The sequence below is a fragment of the Streptomyces cyslabdanicus genome (assembly GCF_052663305.1).
On sequence record NZ_JBQRUW010000004.1, the window covers coordinates 39,113 to 62,328 of the forward strand.

At 73.7% G+C, this 23,216-nt stretch carries 17 protein-coding genes; 9 read left to right on the top strand and 8 right to left on the bottom strand.

Features of this window, described 5'->3' with window-relative positions; all coding sequences use genetic code 11:
• Position 1: 1 nt before the first annotated feature.
• The 8 genes from ACTYVM_RS03750 to ACTYVM_RS03785 all read left to right on the top strand — a co-directional run bounded on the left by ACTYVM_RS03750 (position 2) and on the right by ACTYVM_RS03785 (position 8,380).
• On the top strand, positions 2–2,059 hold the full coding sequence (locus tag ACTYVM_RS03750) for a YfjP family GTPase (RefSeq protein ID WP_445524525.1): 2,058 nt from the start codon (positions 2–4) through the stop codon (positions 2,057–2,059).
• 233 nt (positions 2,060–2,292) lie between these two features.
• A complete protein-coding gene (locus tag ACTYVM_RS03755) occupies positions 2,293–2,760 on the top strand; it encodes a single-stranded DNA-binding protein (protein ID WP_445524526.1) in 468 nt (155 codons plus the stop codon).
• Between the two features lie 181 nt (positions 2,761–2,941).
• Positions 2,942–4,348, top strand: a complete 1,407-nt coding sequence (locus ACTYVM_RS03760; RefSeq protein WP_445524527.1) for a Cys-Gln thioester bond-forming surface protein — start codon at positions 2,942–2,944, stop codon at positions 4,346–4,348.
• A 174-nt stretch (positions 4,349–4,522) separates the two neighbouring features.
• Positions 4,523–4,723 (top strand): hypothetical protein, encoded by a 201-nt coding sequence (locus ACTYVM_RS03765; protein WP_400025091.1) that lies wholly within the window; start codon positions 4,523–4,525, stop codon positions 4,721–4,723.
• A 93-nt stretch (positions 4,724–4,816) separates the two neighbouring features.
• A complete protein-coding gene (locus ACTYVM_RS03770) occupies positions 4,817–5,128 on the top strand; it encodes a hypothetical protein (RefSeq protein ID WP_445524528.1) in 312 nt (103 codons plus the stop codon).
• Between the two features lie 337 nt (positions 5,129–5,465).
• On the top strand, positions 5,466–7,130 hold the full coding sequence (ettA, locus tag ACTYVM_RS03775; protein WP_445524529.1) for an energy-dependent translational throttle protein EttA: 1,665 nt from the start codon (positions 5,466–5,468) through the stop codon (positions 7,128–7,130).
• 9 nt (positions 7,131–7,139) lie between these two features.
• On the top strand, positions 7,140–7,586 hold the full coding sequence (locus ACTYVM_RS03780) for an acyl-CoA thioesterase (RefSeq protein WP_445524530.1): 447 nt from the start codon (positions 7,140–7,142) through the stop codon (positions 7,584–7,586).
• The gene (locus ACTYVM_RS03785) at positions 7,583–8,380 is read left to right on the top strand and encodes a DUF8010 domain-containing protein (protein WP_445524531.1); all 798 of its coding nucleotides are present in this window, start codon (positions 7,583–7,585) and stop codon (positions 8,378–8,380) included. The genes ACTYVM_RS03780 and ACTYVM_RS03785 overlap by 4 nt, the downstream gene beginning before the upstream one ends.
• Positions 8,381–8,390: 10 nt before the next feature.
• Here the strand turns inward: ACTYVM_RS03785 and ACTYVM_RS03790 are convergent, their stop codons facing one another.
• The 8 genes from ACTYVM_RS03790 to ACTYVM_RS03825 form a co-directional block, all read right to left on the bottom strand.
• Entirely contained in the window at positions 8,391–9,356 is a 966-nt protein-coding gene (locus ACTYVM_RS03790; protein WP_445524532.1) for an ABC transporter ATP-binding protein, read from the bottom strand.
• 76 nt (positions 9,357–9,432) lie between these two features.
• Positions 9,433–12,183, bottom strand: a complete 2,751-nt coding sequence (locus ACTYVM_RS03795; protein ID WP_445524570.1) for an ABC transporter permease — start codon at positions 12,181–12,183, stop codon at positions 9,433–9,435.
• Position 12,184: 1 nt separating this feature from the next.
• Positions 12,185–15,442, bottom strand: coding sequence for an FtsX-like permease family protein (locus ACTYVM_RS03800; RefSeq protein ID WP_445524533.1), 3,258 nt, complete (start codon positions 15,440–15,442; stop codon positions 12,185–12,187).
• Between the two features lie 164 nt (positions 15,443–15,606).
• Positions 15,607–16,011: a globin gene (locus ACTYVM_RS03805; RefSeq protein WP_445524534.1), complete on the bottom strand. Its 405-nt coding sequence runs from the start codon at positions 16,009–16,011 to the stop codon at positions 15,607–15,609.
• A 114-nt stretch (positions 16,012–16,125) separates the two neighbouring features.
• The gene (locus ACTYVM_RS03810) at positions 16,126–17,382 is read right to left on the bottom strand and encodes an FHA domain-containing protein (protein WP_445524535.1); all 1,257 of its coding nucleotides are present in this window, start codon (positions 17,380–17,382) and stop codon (positions 16,126–16,128) included.
• 93 nt (positions 17,383–17,475) lie between these two features.
• Positions 17,476–18,822 carry a vWA domain-containing protein gene (locus ACTYVM_RS03815; protein WP_445524536.1) on the bottom strand — a complete coding sequence of 449 codons (1,347 nt, stop codon included), beginning with the start codon at positions 18,820–18,822 and terminating at the stop codon, positions 17,476–17,478.
• 135 nt (positions 18,823–18,957) lie between these two features.
• Complete coding sequence (locus ACTYVM_RS03820) at positions 18,958–20,637, bottom strand: PP2C family protein-serine/threonine phosphatase (RefSeq protein WP_445524537.1); 1,680 nt, start codon at positions 20,635–20,637, stop codon at positions 18,958–18,960.
• Positions 20,638–20,640: 3 nt separating this feature from the next.
• A complete protein-coding gene (locus ACTYVM_RS03825) occupies positions 20,641–22,872 on the bottom strand; it encodes a serine/threonine-protein kinase (RefSeq protein WP_445524538.1) in 2,232 nt (743 codons plus the stop codon).
• Positions 22,873–22,888: 16 nt separating this feature from the next.
• On the opposite strand from ACTYVM_RS03825, the gene ACTYVM_RS03830 reads away from it, so the two are divergent.
• Complete coding sequence (locus ACTYVM_RS03830) at positions 22,889–23,200, top strand: hypothetical protein (protein WP_445524539.1); 312 nt, start codon at positions 22,889–22,891, stop codon at positions 23,198–23,200.
• Positions 23,201–23,216: the final 16 nt, after the last annotated feature.

The window sequence follows — 23,216 nt, forward strand, 5'->3', positions numbered from 1 at the left end:
CGTGACCGCCGTCACTGACCAGAACCTGACGGAACCCACCGATCAGACGGAGGGCACCGTCCTCACGGACGGAGAGACGGACGCGAGGGCGAGCAAGGAGAGTACGGGCAGCGAGCAGACGCGCTCAGAGAGCTGGGCCCGGGACCGGGCGCCAGACCCCGGAACCGAGGACGGTCACGGCGCCGAAGGGGTGCCCGAGGCCGGAGAGGCGCAGAGGCCGGGCAACGCCGAGGGCCACCGGATCCCCGGGGCGGCCTCCGAGCCCTCGGTGACCGAGCAGGCCGGCGTCGGCCACGCGCGCGTGCGGCACGACGACTGCGACGCGCGCGGGACGGACGACGACGCATCGAACCGTGCGGAGGCCGACGGCGCCTGGGACGACGGGCTGATCGCGCGCCGGGTCAACGAGACGGCCCCCGCCGAACTCGTCCCCGTGGAGCCCCGGATCGCCCGGCATTCGGCCGTGCCCCCGCTGGCGTACGACGGACCGCTGCGGTCCCGGCTCGACGCGCTGCGCGAACTGGTGGGCCTGTCCCGCACCCGGCTCGACAGCGGCACCCTCGCGGAGGCGGGCCGTGTCCTCGACGAGGCCGCGGCGCGACGCCGGCTCTCCGGGCAGCACACGGTCGTCGCCATCGCGGGCGCCACCGGCAGCGGCAAGTCCCAGCTGTTCAACGCCCTCGCCGGCGTCGCCATCTCGGAGACCGGCGTACGGCGGCCGACCACCGCGGCGCCCATCGCGTGCAGCTGGAGCGACGGCGCGGCCAGCCTCATCGACCGGCTCGGCATCCCGGGGCGGCTGCGCAGGCGTCCGGTGCAGGCCCAGGACGCCGACCCGCAGCTGCGCGGCCTGGTCCTGGTCGACCTGCCCGACCACGACTCGGCGGCCGTGCAGCACCGCGAGCACGTGGATCGCATCCTGCGGCTGGTCGACGCCGTCATCTGGGTCGTCGACCCGGAGAAGTACGCCGACGCCGTCCTCCACGAGCGCTACCTGCGGCCCATGTCCGGCCACGCGGAGGTCATGTTCGTCGTCCTCAACCAGGTCGACCGGCTGCCCGGCGAGGCCGCCGACCAGGTCCTCGACGACCTGCGAAGGCTGCTCGACGAGGACGGGATCGCCCTCGGCGAGTACGGCGAGCCGGGCACGACCGTGCTGTCGCTGTCCGCGCTCACCGGGCACGGCGTCGGCGAACTGCGCGAGGCACTCGGCCAGTTCGTGGCCGAGCGCGGAGCCGCGGTGCGGCGGATCTCGGCCGACGTGGACGCCGCCGCCCAGCGCCTGCGGCCCGTCTACGCCACCCGGTCGAGCGCCGGGCTCAGCGAGGAGGCGCGCGAGGAGTTCGCCGCCCGACTGGCGGACGCGGTGGGCGCCACCGCCGCCGGTGAGGCGGCCGAGCGGGCCTGGCTGCGCAACGCCAACAGGGCCTGCGGCACGCCCTGGCTGCGGCTGTGGCGGTGGTGCGGGAGCCGGCGCCTGGCACCCACCGGACGCCTCGTGCTGCGCAACCAGCAGGACGAGGAGGCCACCGCGCGGCAGCGTGTCGAACACGCGGTGCGCACGGTGGCCGACCAGGCCTCCGCCGGCATGCCGGCGCCCTGGGCGCAGGCCGTGCGCGAGGCCGCCGTACGCGGTGCGCAGGGGCTGCCCGAGGCGCTGGACCAGCTGGCGGCGCGGGCCGGACTGCCCCCGGGGCGGCCCCCGCGCCCCGGCTGGTGGCCGCTCGCGGTCCTCGTCCAGGCGGCGATGACGATCCTTCAGGTGGCCGGCGGCCTGTGGCTGGTCGGCCAGATCGCCGGGGTGACGGCGCCGAACCTGGGTTTGCCCGTGCTGATCATGCTCGCCGGCATCGTGGGCGGACCGCTCGTGGAGTGGAGCTGCCGGATCGCGGCGCGCGGGCCCGCACGGCGGTACGGCCAGGAGGCCGAGCGCCGCCTGCGGGAGGCGGCCTCGGGGTGCGGCCGGGCTCGGGTGCTCGATCCGGTGGCCGCGGAGCTCCTGCGGTACCGGGAGGTGCGGGAGCAGTACGCGCTGGTGAGGGGAGCGGGCGTCGGATAGAGGCCGGGCAGGCAAAGGTCGGACAGTTGGGGGGCTTCGCCCGCAAGGGTGAGGGAGTTTTCCACCGGCAGGCGGTGGTCCACAGGGCTCGGCGGGCTCGGCCCGGACGGAGGCAGTCTGGTTCCGCGGCGATCGCGACGTAGGCGGTCGCCGCGGCAGACGCAGCCGTACGGGACGGGCCCGTACGCGTGTCCGCCCGGACCGAGCGGCCGGGCGAGGGAGGGGTTTCGACGATGAACGAGACGATCGTCTGCACCGTGGGCAACGTGGCGACGCAGCCGGTGCACCGGGAGCTGCCCTCGGGCGCCTCGGCGCGGTTCCGGCTGGCGGTGACCTCGCGCTACTGGGACCGGGAGAAGAGCGCCTGGACGGACGGCCACACCAACTTCTTCACGGTGTGGGCCAACCGCCAGCTCGCCGCCAACGCGGTGGCGTCGCTGACCGTGGGCGACCCCGTCATCGTGCAGGGCCGGCTGAAGGTGCGCACCGAGACCCGCGAAGGCACCAGCCGGACCTCGGCGGACATCGACGCCCTGGCGATCGGTCACGACCTGGCGCGGGGCACGTCGGCCTTCCGACGCACCGTCAGGACGGACCACCGGCCCGCGAGTCCGCCGCCACAGCCGGAGCCCACGTGGGAGACGGCCCCGGCGGACACGGAGTCCCCGCGGCCGCCGGAGCCGGCCGCGGCGGTGTGCTGAGGTGATCTTGGCGATAACGATTGCGATTCGGATCTGCGATCTGACGATATGACAGCGAAGTCCCGGTCCGAGGGCTCCATAGGATGCCGGACACAGCTCTCTGGGCTTGTCTCTGGGCTTGAAGATTCTGCTGGTGGGACCACACCCCCACGTCAACGGGTCCTGCTCGAAGGGGAATTCTGTGTGTGCTTGGTACTCTGCGCCGTCCGCGCGCAGGCGGGGGGCGGCCCGGCTCGCCGCCGCCACCCTGGTCTCCGGATTCGTCGCGGCGGGTGTGCTGGCCGCCGCCGGACCGGCCGCCGCCGACGGTCTGCCGCAGAGTCCGGGTGGCGCGACCGCCACCATCGGCGGCCTGAAGACCTACGGCACCGCCGTCATCCATGACGACGGCGGTGACCACCAGGTCTCCGCGGGCCTGTTCGAGATGTCCGTCGACGGCGGCGGGACCCTGCAGACGTACTGCGTCGACGTGCACAACCCCACGCAGCGGGACGCCAAGTACCGCGAGACGTCCTGGAGCGGCACCTCGCTGGTCACCAACAAGAACGCCGGGAAGATCCGCTGGATCCTGCAGAACTCCTACCCGCAGGTCAACGATCTCGCGGCGCTCGCCGCCAAGGCCGGCGTCGGAAGCCTCACCGAGCAGGACGCGGCGACCGGCACCCAGGTGGCCATCTGGCGCTACTCCGACGGAGCGGACGTCGACGCGGTCGAGCCGCGGGCCGAGAAGCTCGCCGACTACCTGGAGAAGAGCGCACGCGCCCTGCCCGAACCGCGGGCCTCGCTCACCCTCGACCCGCCCGCCGTCTCCGGTCACCCGGGCGAGCGGCTCGGCCCGGTGACGGTGCACACCAACGCGAGCAGCGTGACCCTGACCCCTCCCGCGGGCGCCGCCACCAGCGGCGTGCGGATCGTCGGCAAGGACGGCAAGGAGATCACGTCCGCCAGGGACGGCAGCCAGGTTTTCTTCGACGTGCCGGAGGACGCCGGGGACGGCTCGGCGACGCTGACCGCACAGGCCTCCACCACGGTGCCGGTCGGCCGCGCCTTCACCTCCGACAGCCGCAGCCAGACCCAGATCCTGGCCGGCTCCAGCGAGTCCACGGTCGCCGCCACCAGCGGCGCGACCTGGGCCGTCGGGGGTGCGATACCCGCCCTGTCCGCGGTGAAGAACTGCGCCAAGGGCGGCCTGGACATCACCGTGGCCAACAAGGGCGACGAGCCGTTCACCTTCGAGCTGATGGACACCCGCTACACCATCGCCGCGGGCGCGTCCGAGACGATCACCGTCCCGCTCCAGGAGGACCAGGCCTACGACTTCACGATCACGGATCCCGGCGGCCACGCGCAGCGCTTCACCGGCGTCCTGGACTGCCGGATCCAGGGCGGCCCGAGCGGCGCTGTGACCCAGACCGTCGGCGAGCCCAGCCCCGTCACGGCGGGTGGCGGCACCTCGCCCGACCCCAACCTCGCCGAGACCGGCGGCACCAGCACCACCCCGCTGATCGCCGCCACCGGCCTCAGCCTGCTGGTTCTGGGCGCCACGGCCCTGAGCATCGTCCACAAGAGGAAGAGCGCCGGGAACTGACCTAGCGTGGAGGACACCGAGCGGATGCCCGGCACCGGCCGTTGAACGGGATGTGACATGACCGTGCGCGCGAGCAGGACAGACTCCGACACAGCGCCTGCCGGCGCACCGGGTCCGATCACGAAGCCCCACGGCGCCCGCGCCGCGGCCGAACGGGTCCTTTCCGGTGATGCGGTGACCGTCTCCCTGGGCGGTCTCCGCATCGAACTGCCGCCGCGGGACCAGCTCGCCTACCTCGTGGGCCTCGGCCTGCTCACGGCGTTCGACGTCATCGAATGGCCGGTCGCGCTCGCCATCGCCGTCGGGCACGAACTGGCCCGCAGCAGCCGCGGCAAAACCCTGCGCGAGTTCGGCGACGCCCTGGAACAGGCCTGAGCGCACGCTCGACGTTCGGGGGACGGCCGGATAGTGATCACGCTGTGACCTGTGCGTACTCTGCATGGAAGCCGTGATCACTACGGTTCGACCGTGCCAGTGAACGACGATGTGCCCACGGATCACGACCGTCGGGACGACGACAAGCGCAACGTGACGCTCGACGACGACTTCGTCACCAGCGCCACGGCGAATGAGGGCTCCGCGGAAGAGGGCTCCGCGCCCGCCCCGAAGCGGGTGTGGCCCCGGAACACCGCGCTGGCCGTGGCGGCGGCCGTGGCGACCTTCCTCGTCCTGAGGTACACGGGCTCGTCGGCCGACGAAGCCGCGGCGCCCGAGTCGACCGCCTCCGCCCACGCGCCGTCGGCGGCCGCTGCGGCTCTCCTGCCGTGGCACGGCCGATGATCCCGCCGGCCGAGGCGTTTCCGGATAGCCACAAGGTCTCCGAGAACGTCGCACGTTACGAGACCGCGGCCCGCACACCGGAGTAGCACCCACCCGAAACCACCCCGCCGCCCCTCGGGCTCCGCGCGCCGGACAGTGCGAGTCGTAGCAGTGGTGCCGCCGCGACAGCGCCCAGGGCACTCGGCAGCGACCGACCGTGACAGACGAGCCACCGCCGTCACCAGCGAAAGCCCAGGTCAGCGCCCTCAGGGCTAACGGGTTTCCGCGTAGGGGTGGCGGTACGGCAAGATGGGGTGTATCTGCCCTTGCCTGATTTCAAGCTGCCGGACGGTTTCTCTTGGCTGAGTTCATTTACACCATGCGCAAGGCGCGCAAGGCGCACGGCGACAAGGTGATTCTCGATGACGTCACCCTGAGCTTCTACCCAGGGGCGAAGATCGGTGTCGTCGGTCCGAACGGCGCCGGCAAGTCGACCGTGCTGAAGATCATGGCGGGGCTGGAGCAGCCGTCCAACGGTGACGCGTTCCTGTCACCCGGCTACACCGTCGGCATCCTGCTGCAGGAGCCTCCGCTGACCGAGGACAAGACGGTCCTGGAGAACGTCCAGGAGGGCGTCGCCGAGATCAAGGGCAAGCTCGACCGGTTCAACGAGATCGCCGAGCAGATGGCCACCGACTACTCGGACGCGCTGCTGGAGGAGATGGGCAAGCTCCAGGAGGAGCTCGACCACGCCAACGCCTGGGACCTCGACGCCCAGCTCGAGCAGGCCATGGACGCCCTGGGCTGCCCGCCCGGCGACTGGGCCGTCACCAAGCTCTCCGGTGGTGAGCGCCGCCGCGTCGCGCTGTGCAAGCTGCTGCTCGAACAGCCCGACCTGCTGCTCCTCGACGAGCCCACCAACCACCTCGACGCCGAGTCGGTGAACTGGCTGGAGCAGCACCTGGCCAAGTACGAGGGCACCGTCGTGGCGGTCACCCACGACCGGTACTTCCTGGACAACGTCGCCGGCTGGATCTGCGAGGTGGACCGCGGCCGCCTCCACGGCTACGAGGGCAACTACTCCAAGTACCTGGAGACCAAGGCCACCCGCCTCAAGGTCGAGGGCCAGAAGGACGCCAAGCGGCAGAAGCGGCTCAAGGAAGAGCTTGAGTGGGTGCGGTCGAACGCCAAGGGGCGGCAGGCCAAGTCCAAGGCGCGTCTGGCCCGCTACGAGGAGATGGCCGCCGAGGCCGACAAGATGCGGAAGCTGGACTTCGAGGAGATCCAGATCCCGCCGGGCCCCCGCCTGGGCAGCATCGTCGTCGAGGTCAACAACCTCAACAAGGCCTTCGGCGAGAAGGTCCTCATCGACGACCTCTCGTTCACGCTGCCGCGCAACGGCATCGTCGGCGTCATCGGCCCGAACGGCGCGGGCAAGACCACGCTGTTCAAGATGATCCAGGGCCTGGAGGAGCCGGACTCCGGCAGCATCAAGGTCGGCGACACCGTCAAGATCTCCTACGTCGACCAGAGCCGCGAGAACATCGACCCGAAGAGGACGCTGTGGGCCGTCGTCTCCGACGAGCTGGACTACATCAACGTCGGCCAGGTCGAGATGCCGTCCCGGGCGTACGTGTCCGCGTTCGGCTTCAAGGGCCCGGACCAGCAGAAGCCCGCCGGCGTGCTCTCCGGCGGTGAGCGCAACCGCCTCAACCTGGCGCTCACCCTGAAGCAGGGCGGCAACCTGCTGCTCCTCGACGAGCCGACCAACGACCTCGACGTCGAGACCCTGTCCAGCCTGGAGAACGCGCTCCTCGAGTTCCCCGGCTGCGCCGTCGTGGTCTCCCACGACCGGTGGTTCCTGGACCGCGTGGCGACGCACATCCTCGCCTACGAGGGCGACTCCAAGTGGTTCTGGTTCGAGGGCAACTTCGAGTCGTACGAGAAGAACAAGATCGAGCGGCTCGGCCCGGACGCCGCCCGGCCGCACCGTGCCACCTACAAGAAGCTGACCCGGGGCTGATCGAAGCAGATGCGCCACATCTACCGCTGCCCGTTGCGCTGGGCGGACATGGACGCGTACGGCCACGTCAACAACGTGGTGTTCCTCCGCTATCTGGAGGAGGCACGCATCGACTTCCTGTTCCGTCCGGACAAGGATTTCCAGCAGGGGTCAGTGGTGGCGCGTCACGAGATCGACTACAAGCGCCAGCTCGTCCACCGGCACGCGCCGGTGGACATCGAGCTGTGGGTCACCGAGATCAGGGCGGCGTCCTTCACCCTCACCTACGAGGTCAAGGACGGCGACCAGGTCTACGTCCGCGCCTCGACGGTGATCGTGCCGTTCGACTTCGAGGCGCAGCGTCCGCGGCGGATCACCGCGGAGGAGCGCGAGTTCCTCGAGGAGTACACCGACGGCGCCGGCGCCGGTGACGACGCCGCGGACAAGGGCGACAAGGAGGAGGCCGTCGCCGTATGACGGACCTCCGCCTCGCCGACGCGACGGAGGCGGCCGACCTCGCCGCCTTCCTCTCCCGGCTCCTGCACTACGACCGTTCCGCCGCGGTGCGCCTCCAGGCGGCAGGCACGGCGCTCGCCGTCTTCGGACGGCCGGCGTCCTTCGAGGTGCTGGCGGTGCGCGCGGTGCGGCTCGCCGAGCCGTACCGGAACGAGCCTGACGCCGTCCTCGACGTGACCGTCTCCGCCGGTGAACTGCTGGAGTCCGTCGACGAGTCGGCGGCCACGGCCGCCGTTCCCGCGCCGGTGACCGGTCCGCCGTGGGCGGGCGTGCTGCCGCCGCGCGGCGGCTGGCGGACGGAGCCGGGGCTGCCCCCGGCCGGGGCGCTGGGCGCTACGGTGGCCGCCGCCGTCGCCGAGTTCCGCTCCCGTACACGGGAGTTGGCGCAGGAGCATCGCACGCGCGCCGAACTCGACCGGATCGGGCGGGAGATCTGGTCCCGGCTGGTCGGCGAGACCCAACTGCCCGTGCGCGCCCTACACGCGGCGCAGTCGCTGCGGTTCCTCAGGCCCCCCGCGGCCGTCGGTGGGAAGAACCCCGCGAGGCCCTCGGCGGTCGTTGGTGGGGAGGACTCCGTGAGGCCCCCGGCAGTCGTTGGCGGGGAGGGTCCCGCGAAGCCCTCCGCGGACTCTGGCGGGGAAGACCTCGCGCTGCTGTCGTCGGGTACGTGGCTGAGGCTGCGGACGCCCTACGGGTCGATCGCGGTACGGCGGGTGGACGCCGGGCTCGGCGCTCTGGGCGTCAGCGTCCGCTGAACGCGGCGGCTCAGCTCCCCTGCCCCTCGCTCTCGTCCGGCCGCACCGCGATGTGGTCGGGCTCCAGCTCCAGCGCCACGCGGTCGCGCATGCCCAGCGCCCGGGTGTACTCCGCGGGCAGTTGCAGACGGCCGGCCCGGTCGAGCATGGCGTACTCGCGGCTCACCAGCATCTCGTCACCGGTCGCCGCGTCCACCTCGCTGCGGCGCAGCACCTCGGTGGAGGTGCGGCCGTCGCGGATGGCGACCGTGCGGCGCACCTCGCCGGCGACCGCCTGGTCGTGGGTGACGATGACGATGGTCGTGCCCAGACGCTCGTTGGCGGTGCGGAAGGCGGTGAAGATCTGCTCGCCGGTGTGGGAGTCCAGTTCGCCGGTGGGCTCGTCGGCGAGCAGCACCGCGGGGTTGTTGGCGAGGGCCACCGCGATCGCCACGCGCTGCTGCTGGCCGCCCGACATCTGGTGCGGGCGGCGGTCCCGGCACTCGCCCACCTCCAGCAGCTGAAGGAGCTCCACGGCTCGTTCGGCCCTGGCGCGGCGGCTTCGCTCACGGGATCCGGACAACTGCATGGGCAGGGCGACGTTCTGCGCCGCCGTCAGGTACGGCAGCAGGTTGCGGGAGGTCTGCTGCCAGACGAAGCCGACGACCTCGCGGCGGTACTGGAGGCGGTCCTTCGCCGTCATGGCGAGCAGGTCGCGTCCCGCGACCCGGGCCGCGCCCGCCGTGGGGGTGTCCAGGCCGGCGAGGATGTTCATCAGGGTGGACTTGCCGCTGCCGGAAGCGCCGACCAGGGCCATCAGTTCGCCCTCGCGGACCAGCAGGTCCAGGCCCTGGAGGGCCTGGACCTCCACGCCGTCGGCGGTGAAGATGCGGACCAGGCGGTCGCAGCTGATCAACGCGTCGTGGCCGTAGGCCGGGCGGGTGCGGTTCGCGGTGGCGCGCTCGGCCAGGTCGGCCAGGGTGGGGTTCGTCGTCATCGGGGCTCTCCTGCGCGGCGGCTACGGCGGCTACGGTGGCTACGGCAGCTGTGGCGGTTGTGGCGGTCCGGTCGGTTCATCTCGCGTCCCCCACCCTCAACTCCCGTACGGATCCCCTGCGTCCCGTCCACCACGCCTGGCCCATGGCGATCCCGACGGTCAGCAGCAGCACCGCCGCCGCCGGCAGGGCCAGCGAGAGCGGGTCCGTCCGCAGCGCGTTCTCGCCGACGGACGCCCCCGTCGACGGCAGTGCGATGGTCGTCAGGTCGACACCGGGGGAGAGGAGCAGCACGGTCGCCCAGCCCGTCAGGGCTCCGCCCGCCGCGGCGAGCAGCGCCTGGGGCAGGGACTCCAGGACGAGCAGGCGGCGGCCCTGCGCGCGGGTGAGGCCCATCGTGCGCAGGCGGGCGAGCAGTGCGGCACGCTCCGGCGCGGCGCGCAGCAGGGCGAGCAGCAGGGCCAGGACGGCGTAGCCGGCCCCGGCGGCCACCGCCACGGCGTAGACGCGCTCGGCACCGGACTGGAGGGGCGAGTCGACGTACTGCGCCCGCTCCTCGGAACGCAGGTGCGTGGACACCGACTTGCCCACCGTCCGGCGCAGGGTGCCGCCGTCCAGGTGGCCGCCGGTCAGGAGCAGCACGTTCGTACGGGCCGCCTCGCGGTGCAGCCCGGCCCGGTCCACGACCAGGAAGCCGGTGCCGACCACGGCCGGGGTCCGGTCCCGTACGGCGACGATCCGGACGGTGACCTCGGTCACGTCGCCCAGTATCACGGTGAAGGGCTGGGTGCCGTACAGCTCGGCGATCGAGGGGGAGGCCAGCGCCGGCAGCGGGGCCCGGGCGCCGTCGGCCGGTCGCCGCAGTAGTTGCTGCTCGGGGAAGACGCCGAGGCCGGTGCTCCCGGCCAGGGAGGCGTAGGACGCCGGGTCGACGCCCGCCAGGGAGACCGGGGTCAGGCCCGTTCCCGCCTTGGCCAGGGAATCGACGCTCGCTTCGGTGACCCCCTGTACGCCCGGTGTCCGGCGGACCCGGTCGGCCAGGTCGGCCGGCAGGGCGTCGATGTCCTCGACGCGGGCGTCGGCGCCGACCGCGAGGAGGGCCGCCTGGTCGCGGGCCTCGGCCACGCCCGCCAGCACCGAACCGCCGAAGGCGGCGGTGGTGAGCGCGGTCAGCAGCGCCAGCAGGGGCAGCACCGCCGGGACGGAGGAACGACCCGCGCGCGTCAGGGACAGATGGCCCACCGCCCCGCGCAGCCGGCCGGCCGGACGCATCAGCCAGCGCAGCGGCAACGGGTACAGACGGACCAGCACCAGGGCCGCGATCACACCCACCAGCACCGGAGCCAGGGACACCAGTTGGTCCCCTGCCCCGCCGGCACCGTCCGACGGCCCCGAGACCCCGCGCCTGCGCAGCGCCTCCACCGCTCCCGCCGCGATCAGCAGCAGCGTCAGCTCGGCGACCGTACGGCGCCGCGAGGGACGTACGGACACCGTGTCCTCTCGCGGTCCGTGGACGCGGACCGCGCGGTGCGCGACCAGCGCGCGTACGGGCAGCGCGGCGCAGGCGACGGCGGTGACCGCCGCGGCCGCGAGGACCGCGTGGCCCAGGCGGCCCTCGGGGACGGCGAGCAGGGCCGCACCGAGACCGACCGCCCCGGCGGGCACGGCGACCACCGCCGTCTCGGCGAGCAGCCGGAGGGTCAGGCCGGTCAGGGAGGCGCCGCGGGCGCGCAGCAGGGTCAGTTCGGAGCGGCGGCGGTCGGCGGCCAGGCCGCCGGCCATCAGCAGGACGACTGCGGCGACCGCCGCGCTGCCGAAGGCGGCGACCGCGACCAGCGAGCCGATGCCGGACCTGAGGTGGCCGTAGGAGACGAGCACGTCGTCGAGGTCGGTACTCATCTCCGTGGTCGGGTCGGTGACCGAGCGTACCCGGCTCAGGCCCGGCCCGGACTTCAGGGCGGCGACGGCGGAGTTCAGGCCGTCGAGGTCGCGGGCGTGCAGGGCACGGGTGTCGGGGGCCACCTGCCAGTAGCGGACCGGCTGCCCCTCGGTGCCCAGCATGGCGGGCGCCGCCTCCGGCGGGAACAGCAGGGCGCCGAGCCAGAACTTCGGCGAGAGGGGGTCGGCCGGGTGCACGGGGACCAGATCCGGGGTGCGCATCAGGGGCTCCGTCGCCCAGTACGCGCCGTCGGGCTCGCGCGGCGTCAGGATGCCGGTGATCCGCACCGCCAGCGGGGGGCGGGACACGGCGGGTACGTGGATGACCGAGCCGACCTCGATGTGCAGGCTCCTGGCCGTCTCGGTGGTCACGGCCGCCTCCACCTCCTCGGTCGCCGCCGTCACCTCGTCCTTCGCCCGCGGCAGCCGGCCCGCGCGCACCGAGGAGTGCGCGCCCAGTCCGCTCTGCGCGACCATGCGTACCTTCGGGGAGATCCCGCTGGGCCGCGCGAGCCAGGCGTCGGGGACGCTGAGGTCGACGCTGGTCACCACCCCGTACGCCGACTGGCCGCGGTCGGCGACGAGCGGCCGCCGGACCGAGCCGAGGACGGCGGCGTGCTGACGGCCCATGACCGGTGGGCGCAGCGCCTGTTCGCGTTCCCGCTGTGTGAACTGGAAGCCGAGCTGCGGGGCGTACATCAACAGGGTGGTGCGATTCATGGTCGCCCGGTCGAGGGCCCGGACCAGGCCGGCGTCCTCGTACCGGTTGAGCGCGCGCGGGAACGCGGCCGCCAGGCACGCGGTCAGCGCGACCAGCAGGGCGAGGGCGGCCGCGGCACCCGGCGCGGTGCGCAGGCGTACCCGGACCCAGGCGGGAGTGACAGCGTTCAGCTCACTCACCTCCGCGGTCTCGAAGGGACAGCGCCGGGTCGGGCCGGCGCAGGGTCAGCACCGCCGTGACGACGAGCGGCGCGGCGGCGACGGCCGCAAGCAGCAGGGCCACCCGGGCGACCGGCAGTTCGACCAGGACGGTCGGCATCGGTTTCGTGGCCTGCCCGGTCAGGACGATCAGCGGGATCACGGCCCGGGTCAGCACGGTGCCCAGGGCGACACCGACCGCCAGCGCCAGGGCCAGCAGTACGCCCTGCTCGGCGGCCAGCGTCCGGGCCAGCCGGCGGCGCGGGGCGCCCAGGGCGCGCAGCACGGCGAACTCGGCGTCCCGTTCCCTGAGCGCTCCGGCCGCGCTCACCGCGAAACCGACCGCCGCCAGCGCCGCGGCGACCACGGCCGCCGCGGTGAACGCGGCCGCGGGTCCGGCGCCGAACGGGTCGTCACGCAGCTGGGCGGCGATCTCCTCCCGCACGATCACCTGCGTCGCGGCGATGTCGGGCTGCGCCCGCAGGGCCGCGGCCACACTCGCCGTTTCGTCGGCGTCGGCGCGCAGCCACCACTCGGTGGGCGCCGCGCTGTCGCCGTAACGCGCCTGGAGCAGCCGGTTCACCGACCGCAGGTCCATCAGCACGCCTCCGCCGTCGTGCGCGGTGGCACCGCTCTGGTCGGCACCGGCCGTGGTCGGCAGTTCCCGTACCGCGTGGACGATCCGGACCGGAACGTTCCGGCCGCCGAACATCACGTCCACCCGCTGCCCCTCGTGTGCGCCCGTGGAGGCCAGGAAGCGGTCGGTCGCCAGGGCGGCGATCTCCGGTTGCGCGGGCTGCGCGACCTGGAGCCGCAGGGTCAGCGTGGCCGTCGTCCAGCGGTCGTCGCGCGACACGTAGCCGGTGCCGTAGGCGACGGTCAGCGGGCGGGAGGACGTCACGGCGGGTGCGGTCGGCGTGTTGTCCCCGGTGAGGGTGGGGTCGGAGCCGGTGGTGGCCGAGGTCGCCTTCCAGGCCGTCGGCAGGCTCAGGCGCCGTTCCGTCCCGTCGGCACCGGTCGCGGTCGCCTCGGAGACGCTGAGGCGGTGCTGCTCGGCGTGTTCGACGGGCTGGGACAGGATCACGTCCAGGCCGGTGAGGACCAGTGGGCCCGCGGTGGCGGGGAGGTCCAGGTCCAGCGGGTGGGGGCGGCCGTCGGCGGGCAGCGCGCCGAGCGGCAGCCGGTACGGGACCCCGTAGCGGTCCTCGACGGTGGCGCGCACGTCCGTCGAAGTCCCGGCACCGGCGCCGCGAATGCCGGCCGTCAGTCGCAGCCGGGCCGTCCCGGCGGGCATTTTCATACCCGCCGTCGGGCTCTTGGGCGCCAGCTCCGCCAGCAACGGCCGTACGGGCTCGGACGCCAGGTCGGGGCGCATCAGCATCGTGTCCGCCGCGCTCGCGGTGTCCAGCGCGAGCACGGTCGCGGTGCGGTCGCCGGACAACGGCAGCGTGGTGCGGACGGCGGAGGTGGCGGAGCGCACGTGCGGGAGGGCCGCGTACTGGTCGGTGCGACCGAGCTCGCCTTCCCCGGCGGCCAGCACGCGCACCGGCGCACCCGCCTCGAAGTCGGCCTGGTCGTCCTGCGAACGGTCCCAGGAAGCGCCCTGACCGATCGCCAGCATGCCCAGCGCGATGGCGAGGACGAGCAGCAGCACCGGCCCGGCCCCGCGCATCGGGCGGCGGCTGAACTGCCAGCCCGCCAGCGCGGCCACCAGTCCGCGGCCTCCGGTCGCGCGGCGCTCGGCCAGCCGGGCCACCGGCGGCAGCAGCCGCAGAGTGAGCACCGTTCCGGCCAGCAGGGCCAGCGCGGGCGCGGTGACCAGCAGCGGGTCGATGCCGAGCGCGCCGGTGAGGTTGCCGCCGACCGCGCCGGAGGGCTGCCGGTTCAGCTGCCAGTACGCCACACCTGCCACCGCCAGCAGCCCCAGGTCCGCGCCGGCGCGCAGCGGCGCGGGCAGCGTACGGGCCCGCGAGCCGGTCGTGAACGACGAGGTCAGCGCGGGCAGCGTCACCGCCATCGCGCAGCCCAGCGCCACGGCCGCCGCCACCAGCCAGACCCCGGGCCGCCCGATCGCGGACACGTCCGGGTGCAGTCCGATCCGGGCCAGGGCGCCCTGCCCGGCCAGCAGCCCGGTCAGGGGCCCCGCCAGCAGGGGTGCGCAGGCCACGGCGGGCACAGCGAGCAGCAGCGCCTCCGTGGCAGCGAGGCGCGCGATCCGGGCACGGGAGCCGCCGCGGGCCCGCAGCAGGCGGGTCTCCCCGGCGCGCTCGGTGCTCAGCAGCCGGGCCACCAGCAGCAGCGCGTACCCGGCGAGCAACGCCAGCTGGAGCACGGCGATCAGCAGGGTGGAGCGGGCCACGAGCAGGGAGCGGTCGATCCGGTCGAGGACCTCGGGCAGCGAGGACGTCACCTCCGGTGAGTCGCTCACCGCCTTGGACTTCCGCAGGGACGCGGCACTCTCGCGCACCGCGTCCCGCAGCGCCCCGATCCGCCCGGTCGTCAGCGTGGAGAAGTCCGCCGACGCCTGCCACGCGGTCTGTCCCGCGCTCACCCGGCCGCCGGAGACGACGGCGGGGTCGGTCAGCAGCGGCCCGTACATCGTGAAGCCGACCTTGCGGACGCCGCGGCCGCCCAGCTCGTCCAACTGCCAGTACGGCGCGTCGGCGTGGGCGGGGCGGTAGAGCCCGGTGATCCGCACCTGGGCCTTTTTGCCGTCGAGGCGGTCGGTGAGGGTGAGCCGGGCGCCGGGCTTCAGCCCGAGGCGCTGCGCGGCGGTCTGCGGCAGCGCGACCTCGAGGTCACCCGTCGCCGTCTCGCGGGGCAGGCGTCCGGAGACGAGCCGCACCTGCGTGGGGTCCATCGCCGCGAAGTAGGTCAGGTCCGGGTCGCCGGAGCGTTCCGCCGGGGGCCGCAGGGACAGGGGCAGACCGTAGGGGCCGGAGCGCACCAGGGTGCGCACGGTGACCGGCAGCCCGTCGAAGGACGCGCGGGTCTGCTCGCGTACGGCGGCGTCGGCCGACGCGCGCGCCTCGGACGGTGTGTAGGCGCGGACCACCAGGGTGGCGTCGGCGGTGTTGCGCGGGTCCCGCAGGGAGTGGCGCAGTGCCGCGTCGCCGATCGCGCCGGAGTAGGCGGTGAGCGTCGCCAGTACCGCCGTGGTCAGCAGGACCGTGAGCAACGCCGCGGCCAGCAGCAGCCGGTGCGCCCGTGCCCGCAGCAGGACGAATCCCATGAACCCCGCCACCCGGCTCCCCCTGCCGTTGTCCAGACCTTTTCGGTGATGTTGTCAGAGGGGACACGGCCCGGGTAAGCGTTGGTGGGTCGACTTTGACCGGATCGTGATCGTAATCCGGCGCCGAACGACCGGAATCCGGTACTCAGGTGCTCAGCGGCGGCTCAGTCGGGCGTGTTCACCATCGACGCCGCCGCGTACGTCAGGTAGTTCCACAGCGTCTGCTCGTGCTCCTGGGACAGACCGAGCTCGTCGACGGCCACCCGCATGTGCCGGAGCCAGGCGTCGTGCGCCGCCCGGTCGACCCGGAAGGGCGCGTGCCGCATCCGCAGCCGCGGGTGGCCGCGCCGCTCGCCGTACGTCGTCGGACCGCCCCAGTACTGGATCAGGAACAGCCTCAGCCGCTCCTCGGCCGGTCCCAGATCCTCCTCGGGATACATCTCCCGCAACTCGGGGTCCCCGGCCACCCCCTCGTAGAAACGGTGGACCAGCCGGCGGAAGGTCTCCTCCCCGCCGACCTGCTCGTAGAAGGTCTGCTCCTGAAGCGTGCCGCGCCGAATCTCATTCACCCGTCCATGCTCTCAGACGGCAGGACGAGGACCGGAGGCCTAGGTCCTGCCGCCCGAGCGGACCCTAGTGCTGGGACCGGAAAGGTTCACCGGCTCACCTTTCCGGTCACAGCACTAGCCGCGCCTGACCGTGATCGTCGTCCACGCGCCCACGTGCACGCGGTCGCCGTCCTGGAGGGGGATCGGCACGAAGGGCTGGATGGGGTCCTCCGAGCCGTTGACCGTGGTGCCGTTGGTCGAGTTCTGGTCGACCACCGCCCAGCTGCCGTCGGGCTGCTGGACCAGCACCGCGTGCTGGTGGGAGACGCCCGGGTCCTCCGGCGGGACCGCCAGGTCGATGTCGGGGGTGTCGCCGGTGGAGTGCCGGCGGCGGCCGATGGTGACCTGGTTGCCGCTGAGCGTGCGCTGCTGCTCGGGCGAGTACGCGGGCAGGTTCAGGCCCGTGGCCTCGGGGCCGGAGCGCTGCATCATCGCCAGGAAGTAGTCGCGGTCCGGACCGATCGTCGCCGTCCAGGTCGCGGGCTGCTGCGGCTGCTGCGGGAAGGCCGGTCCCGGCGGAGCCTGGGTGGCACCCGGCTGCGGGTAGCCGTAGCCGGGTGCCTGACCGGGACCGGGGTGGCCCGGGGCGCCCGGACCGGACGGACCGGCGGACGACGGCGGGGAGATCACCCAGTCGTCGTCACCGCCGTGCTGCGGCCGGCCCGTCTCCTGCGGGAACGCGGGCGGAGCCGGCGGGCCGGGCTGCTGGAACGCCTGCGGGGCACCACCGGGCGCTCCGGGGGCACCGGGCGGCGGCGGAACCGGCCGGGACGGGTCGGTGCCGAAGTTGGGCGGCCCGGGGCGGCCGGGGGGCTCGGTGCCGAAGTTCGGCGGGCCGGGGCGGCCGGGGGGCTCGGTGCCGTAGGGCGGGGCGTGCGGGATCGGTTCGGCGGGCCGGTTCATCTGGGAGGGCCGGGAGCCCTGGTACTCGAACGAGTCGCCGCCGTAGGCCGGGCCGGGCGGCTGCGGGAAGCGCGGGCCGGAAGCGGGGCCGGACGCCGGCGGAGCGGCCGGCGTGTACGAGGTCGCCGTGTTCGTCAGGAAGTTCCACCGGCACTCCTCGCAGAACGGCGCGCCGCCCTCGCGGGGCGTACGGCACTGCGGGCACAGCTCCGGCTGGGGGTCCGGTACGGCGGACAGGTGCGGGCGCCCGCCGGGCATGCCGGGCGCACCCGGCTGTCCGGGGCCGCCGGGCCCCGGCGCGGGCGGGAAGCCGTAGCCGCCGACCGGGGGTGGCGGCGGAGGCGGAGGCACGGCACCGGCCATGCGGTGACCGCACACCTCGCACCAGTCGTCGGATCCCGACTGGTGTCCGTTCGGGCAGGTCGGCATGTCGGCGCTTCCCCCTCTCCTGTTCCGGCCGGTGCGGCCGGATTTCTCCAACCCCGAGGGGCCGGGCTCGTCGTCTTCCGCGGTCGTCCCGCGTTACCTCTTCACACGAACGGTCTTGGTGGACCGGGTCTCGAGCGTCATCTCGTCCGCCTCTTCGACCTTCGCTTTGAGTCGCACAGTACCCGTCGCGGCGTCGACCACGTCCACCACCTTCGCAAGCAGTTTCGCAGTATCCGCGTTCCCCGAGGCACCGGCGAGCTGAACCGCCCGGCCCAGTTTGGCGGTTGCTCCGTCGAAATCGCCCGCTTTGCGAAGGTCGAGGCCCTGTTGGATGGCCTGTGCCAGTTCGGCCTGCCCGGTGTAGTGGGCCACCTGCGGATGGATCGAGGTGGAGGCGGCCATGTCGTCGGTCCACACGGCCCGTACCAGGCCCTGGGCGCCGAGGTTCTGCACCGTCCCGTCGGGTGTGGGCACCACCAGCGAGACCCGGGCGGCGAGCATCTCCTGTCCGATGCCGGCCGCGGGCACCTCCACGCAGACGTGGTAGTCGCGGGACTCGTCCCCCCAGGAGCCGGTGGGATAGTCCCCGGCGCGCGGGCCCGCCTCGGTTCGGCGTTCGGTCAACTCCTCCACGGACGGGGCGACTTGCTTGACGAACTTGATGGTCGTGCCCACCGGCGTCCACACCCGCAGCCGGACGTCCGCGACCTCCTTGCCCATCGCCGTCTCCATCATCCGCGTGAAGTCGGCGGCCAGGCCCGCCGGGTCGGCGACGATGTCGGCGGTGCCGAGCAGCGCGGAGGCGATCTGTGTGACTTCTTTCACTTCCCAGTCGGTGCCCACGCCCCGCGCGTCACACGTGAAGCGTCCGGCGCAGTCGTCGAGCGCCTGCCTGAGGTCCTCGGGCGACTCGTGCTCGTTGCGGCCGTCGGTGAGCAGGATGCCGTGCCGGATGGCGACGTCGGCCGAGGACAGCAGCCGGTCGGCCAGCCGCAGCCAGGTGCCGATGGCCGTGCCGCCGCTCGCGCTGAGCCTGCGCAGCGCCTGCTTGGCCTGGTCGCGGGTGGTCGCGTCGGCGACCGCGAGCCGGCCGCCGCCCGGGTAGACCTCCTTGGCCACGTGCGTGCCGCCGATCACCGCGAAGTGCACGCCGTCGCGCAGGGTGTCGATCGCGGCGGCCGTGGCGTCCCGGGCGTTGCGCATCTTGGTCGGCGGGTAGTCCATGGAACCCGAGCAGTCGACCATGATCGCCACCGCGGCGGACGGTCCCTCCCCGGGCGGGTACAGGTGCGGTGCCGTGACCGCGCTGCCGATCGTGCCGCCGCCGGTCGCGGTGACCGTGGCGATCGCGTTGACCTCCCGGCCGCCCTCCGGCAGGTACTCGTTCTGATACACGTCCACCGAGAACTGCGGCACGCTGGACTTCGAGAAATTCGCCATGTCTTCCCAGATCCCCCTCTGGACCCCGCGAACGGGGGCGACGACTGTGAAGGGACCGGCCCCCGCCGGTCCTCGGAGCTTCCCCGCGCCGGGGACTCGGCCGGGGTGTCCGTCACACGCCCCGGCGTACGTCCCTCAGGCCGATCCTGCCCCCTGCGGCGCGGCCGGGAACGGCACGACGGCCACTGTTACGTTGTCGTGGCCCCCGCCGTCCAGGGCGTGGCCGACCAGGACCCGGGCGCTGTGCAGCGGGCGCACGGCGGCGTCGAGGGGGACGGCGTCGGCCATTTCCTGTGCCGTCTCGGCGTAGTTCCACAGCCCGTCCGTGCACACCACGACCACTCCCGGCCGGTCCGGCTTGAACGAGGCGGTGTGCGGCTCCAGTTCGTAGGCGTCCGCGCCGAGCCAGCCGGTGATCGCGTGGGCGCGCTGGTCGGCGTACGCCTCCGCCTCGGACATCAGGCCTGCGGAGACCATCTGCGCGGCCCACGAGTCGTCCTCGGTGAGCCGGGCCGGGGGCGCGGTGCGGTCCACCGGCACCCAGTAGGCGCGGCTGTCGCCGACCCAGCCGACGACCAGCAGTCCGGGGGTGACCACCGCGCCGACGAACGTGCAGGCCGGCGCGTTCTGGTGGGCGGAGTGCCGGCCGGCCGGCGCGGGCTGTCCGGCGAGCGCGTCGACGGCCTGCGCGGCGGCCACGATCGCGTCGTGCATGGCCTGCTGGGGGTGGGTGCCCCGGTGCAGTGCGGCCAGCAGTGACTCGCTCGCCGCTCGTGAGGCGGCCAGGGAGGCCTCGTCGGGGCGGGTCGCGGAGGACACGCCGTCGCAGACGACCGCCGCGAGGGCGGGCGAGCCGTCGGGCAGCGTGGCGCGGCCGAGGGCGAAGGCGTCCTCGTTGCGGTGGTGGCGCAGGCCGCGGTCGCTGACGGCGGCGATCGGGCCCGACTCCTCTTCCATGTGGTCGCGTTCGCGCGGCTGGGCGTGCCCGCAGTTCTCGCAGTAGCCGTCGCTGTCGACGCGGCCGGCCCGGCAGGCCACGCACGTCGCGGCGGCCTCGCCCGAGGCGCCCTCGCGCGCGGCGTCGGCGTCCGCGTCCGCGTCGGCGTCGGCGGGCACGCGCGGATCCGGCGCCTGCAACGGGTACTCGTCTGGCTCCGCCGGCCGGTCGAGCCGCACGCCCGAGGCAGGCGCCTCGGAGAGCGGCGGCTGCCCCTGACTCTGGCCCTGGCCCTGCCGCGGCTGTCCTTGCGGCTGCGGCTGCGGCTGGGGCTGCGGTTGCGCCGAGGCCTGCGGCTGCGGTTGCGGCGGCTGGGCGGTCGGCTGTGGCTGGGCCGCCGCCTGGGCCTGGGCGGATGGCTGTGGTTGGGGCTGCGGCTGCGGCTGGGGATGCGGCTTGGCCGCCGCCTCCGGCTGCCGTGCGGACTGCTCCGCCGGGTGCGGCTGCGGCACCGCCGCCCGGGCCCGCTCCTGAGCCTGAGCCCGGGCCCGGGCCTGCGGCTGCCGTGCCGGTGCAGGCAGCGGGGAGCCGCTGGAGTCCGTGCCCGGCAGGTCCGTCGGCAGGTGCAGCCGCGGTGGGGCCTCGGAGGCGTCCGGGTGCGGTGCGCGCGGCCACACGGCGTCGTCGGCACGCTCACCGGGGCCGGCCGGGCGCGGCACCGCGCCGCGGTCCATGGTGAGCGTCGGCGCTTCGCCCGGTCCCGCGGCGGCCGCGGACAGGTCGTACCCGCACGCGCCGCAGAAGCGGTCACCCGTTTCGAGCGGCTCCGCACAGCTCGGGCACTTCGGCAGCGCGGCCTGCTGGTGCATCTGCGACATCAACTACACCCACGTCCGGGGGCGGTAACGGTTGGCACGTTCCACCAGGTCGATCCTCTCCTCGCCACCGGGCGCCAGCCGGGCCAGCGTGCGGTACGAACGCTCCAGGCCGAAGCGGAGTCCCCGCTCGTCCAGGTCGCTGCCGAGCAGCACCCGTTGGGCGGCCGGGTCGGTGGCCCGGCCCCCGGAGAGTATCCAGTCCAGGGCACAGCCTAGGACCTCCGCCGACAACCGTTCGCGCCGTGCCGGGTCCAGACCGTAGGCCTGGAGCGCCTCGACCTGCCCGGAGGCGGCCGTCAGATCGTCCAGGAACGGCGTGTCGGACGCCGCCGCCGTACGGTGCCGCAGACGTGCCCGTACGGCCGCCACGCGCGCCGCCGTGTAGTGGATGGAGGACTCCGGAACGGACTCCAGGGTCCGTACCGCGCCGTGCCGGTCGCCGGTGGCGAGCCGCACGCGGGCCAGGCCGAACGCGGCGCTGACCTGGCTCGGATCGGTCGACCACACCAGGCGGTAGTACTCGGCGGCGTTGTCGAGCTGGCCGAGCACCTCGGCGCACAGGCCGAGCGCCAGCTTCGGCGCGACCTCACCGGGGAAGGCGTCGTAGACCGCGTCGAAGGCGAGGGCCGCGTCCTCGTGGTCGCCGGTGACCAGGGCGGCCAGGCCCCGGTACCAGACGACCCGCCAGTCGTCCGGGTGCTGCTGCTCCAGTTGGCGCAGTACCTCCAGCGCCGTGGCCGGTTCACCGGTCTCCAGGCGGGCGCGGACCTGGCGCAGCCGGGTCTCGGCCGACTGCGTGGGCGCCGCCGCGAGCGCGTGCGCCAGTTCCCCGGGCGCGGACGTCAACAGACCCGCCAGGAAACCCGCGTTCGGGTCACCCGGGTCGACGTGCGGGACCGGCAGGGCGAGCGCTGCGGCCTGCGTGTCGACGGGCTTGACGAGCGCCGGGGGAGCCGGGGCGTTCGGCGTGTTCGGAGTTCCGTGGCCGTGCGCGGTACCGGACGTGAGGGCCGGGGCCGAACCGCGCGAGCGCGTCGCCCGCGCCCCCAGCCGGGACACGTCCCCGTCCAGCTTCGGGAACAACTCCGTGTCCGTCACCCGGAGTTCCGGGCCGAACAGGGTCGAAAGGGCCGGCCGTGCCCGGCCGGTCTGCAGGGACACGACCTCCCGCAGCACGCCCGTGAGCTGCTCGGACATCTCCTGCGCCGAGGCGAACCGGCGGGCCGGGTCGGGGTCGGTGGCACGGACCAGCAGCCGGTAGAAGGACTCGTACCGGCGGAAGACGTCGATGTTGTCGGGGTCGGGCAGGGAGTCCGCGAAGACGTTCGTGTAGCCCTGGAAGTCGAAGGTGAGGACGGCGAGCGTCCGTCCCACCGTGTACAGGTCGCTGGCCACCGAAGGGCCGACCTCGGCGACTTCGGGCGACTGGTAGCCGACCGTGCCGTAGATGGCCGACTCGTCGTCGTCCATACGGCGCACCGCGCCCATGTCGATCAGCTTGAGCTGGTCCTCGGTCTGGATCGCGTTGTCGACCTTGAAGTCGCAGTACAGCAGGTTGCGGCCATGCAGATGGCCGAGCGCCTCCAGAGCCTCGATGCCGTACGCGCAGGCCTGTTCCACCGGCAGCGGATCGCGTCTGCCCTCCGGGGTGCGGCGGGAGTTGGCGATCTCCTTCAGCGACTTGCCGCCGACGTACTCCATCACGATGTAGCCGTCGAGGGAGCCGGTGCGCTGGTCGAGGTGCTCGACGAAGTTGTAGATCCGCACGATGTTGGCGTGCTCGATCTCGGCCAGGAACCGCCGCTCGGAGATCGCCGCCTCCATCGCGTCCTGGTCGCCGGTGTCCAGCAGGCCCTTGAGCACCACCCAGCGGTCGGACACGGCCCGGTCCACGGCGAGGTAGATCCAGCCCAGGCCGCCGTGCGCCAGACAGTCCACGACCTCGTACTGGCCGTGGACGATGTCCCCGGCCCTCAGCTTGGGCACGAAGGAGTACGGGTGCCCGCACTTGGTGCAGAAGCCCTCCGTACGGCCCGGGCGGTCCCCCCGGGCGCGCCCGACCGGCCCCCCGCAGTCCGAGCGCGAGCAGAATCGCTTGCGTTCCGGCACCTCGGGGTTCTCGAGCACCATCGAACGCGGGTCGGGCCGCGGCACCTGCGGCACCTGCACCAGGCCCGCGCCCAGCCGGCTGCGGCTGGAGGAGCCCGACGCGGAGCCGGAGCTGCGCACCGACACCGAGCGGCCGGTCACCTTGCCCGACAGAGAGCGCGAGAGCCGTCCCGACACCGAGCGGTGGGACCGTGAGGAACCCGTCGACTGCGACGACGTACGCGAACTGCGGGCGCTGGAGGACGAACGGCCGCTGCCCGCCGAGCCCCGCGAGCCCCTGCCGCCGACGGCCACCCCGGTGGGCGGCGACCCCACCGAGCCTTCCCCGAGCTCTCGGCTGCGATCGAGCAGGGGAGACCCCGATGCCGACACGACCGGCGCCAGACCACATGTGTCGCAGTACAGCTCGCCGCCGCCGACGTCCTCGTACGTCCCGCCGCAGTCCGGCCGCTGACAGGTCTGCCCCGCCT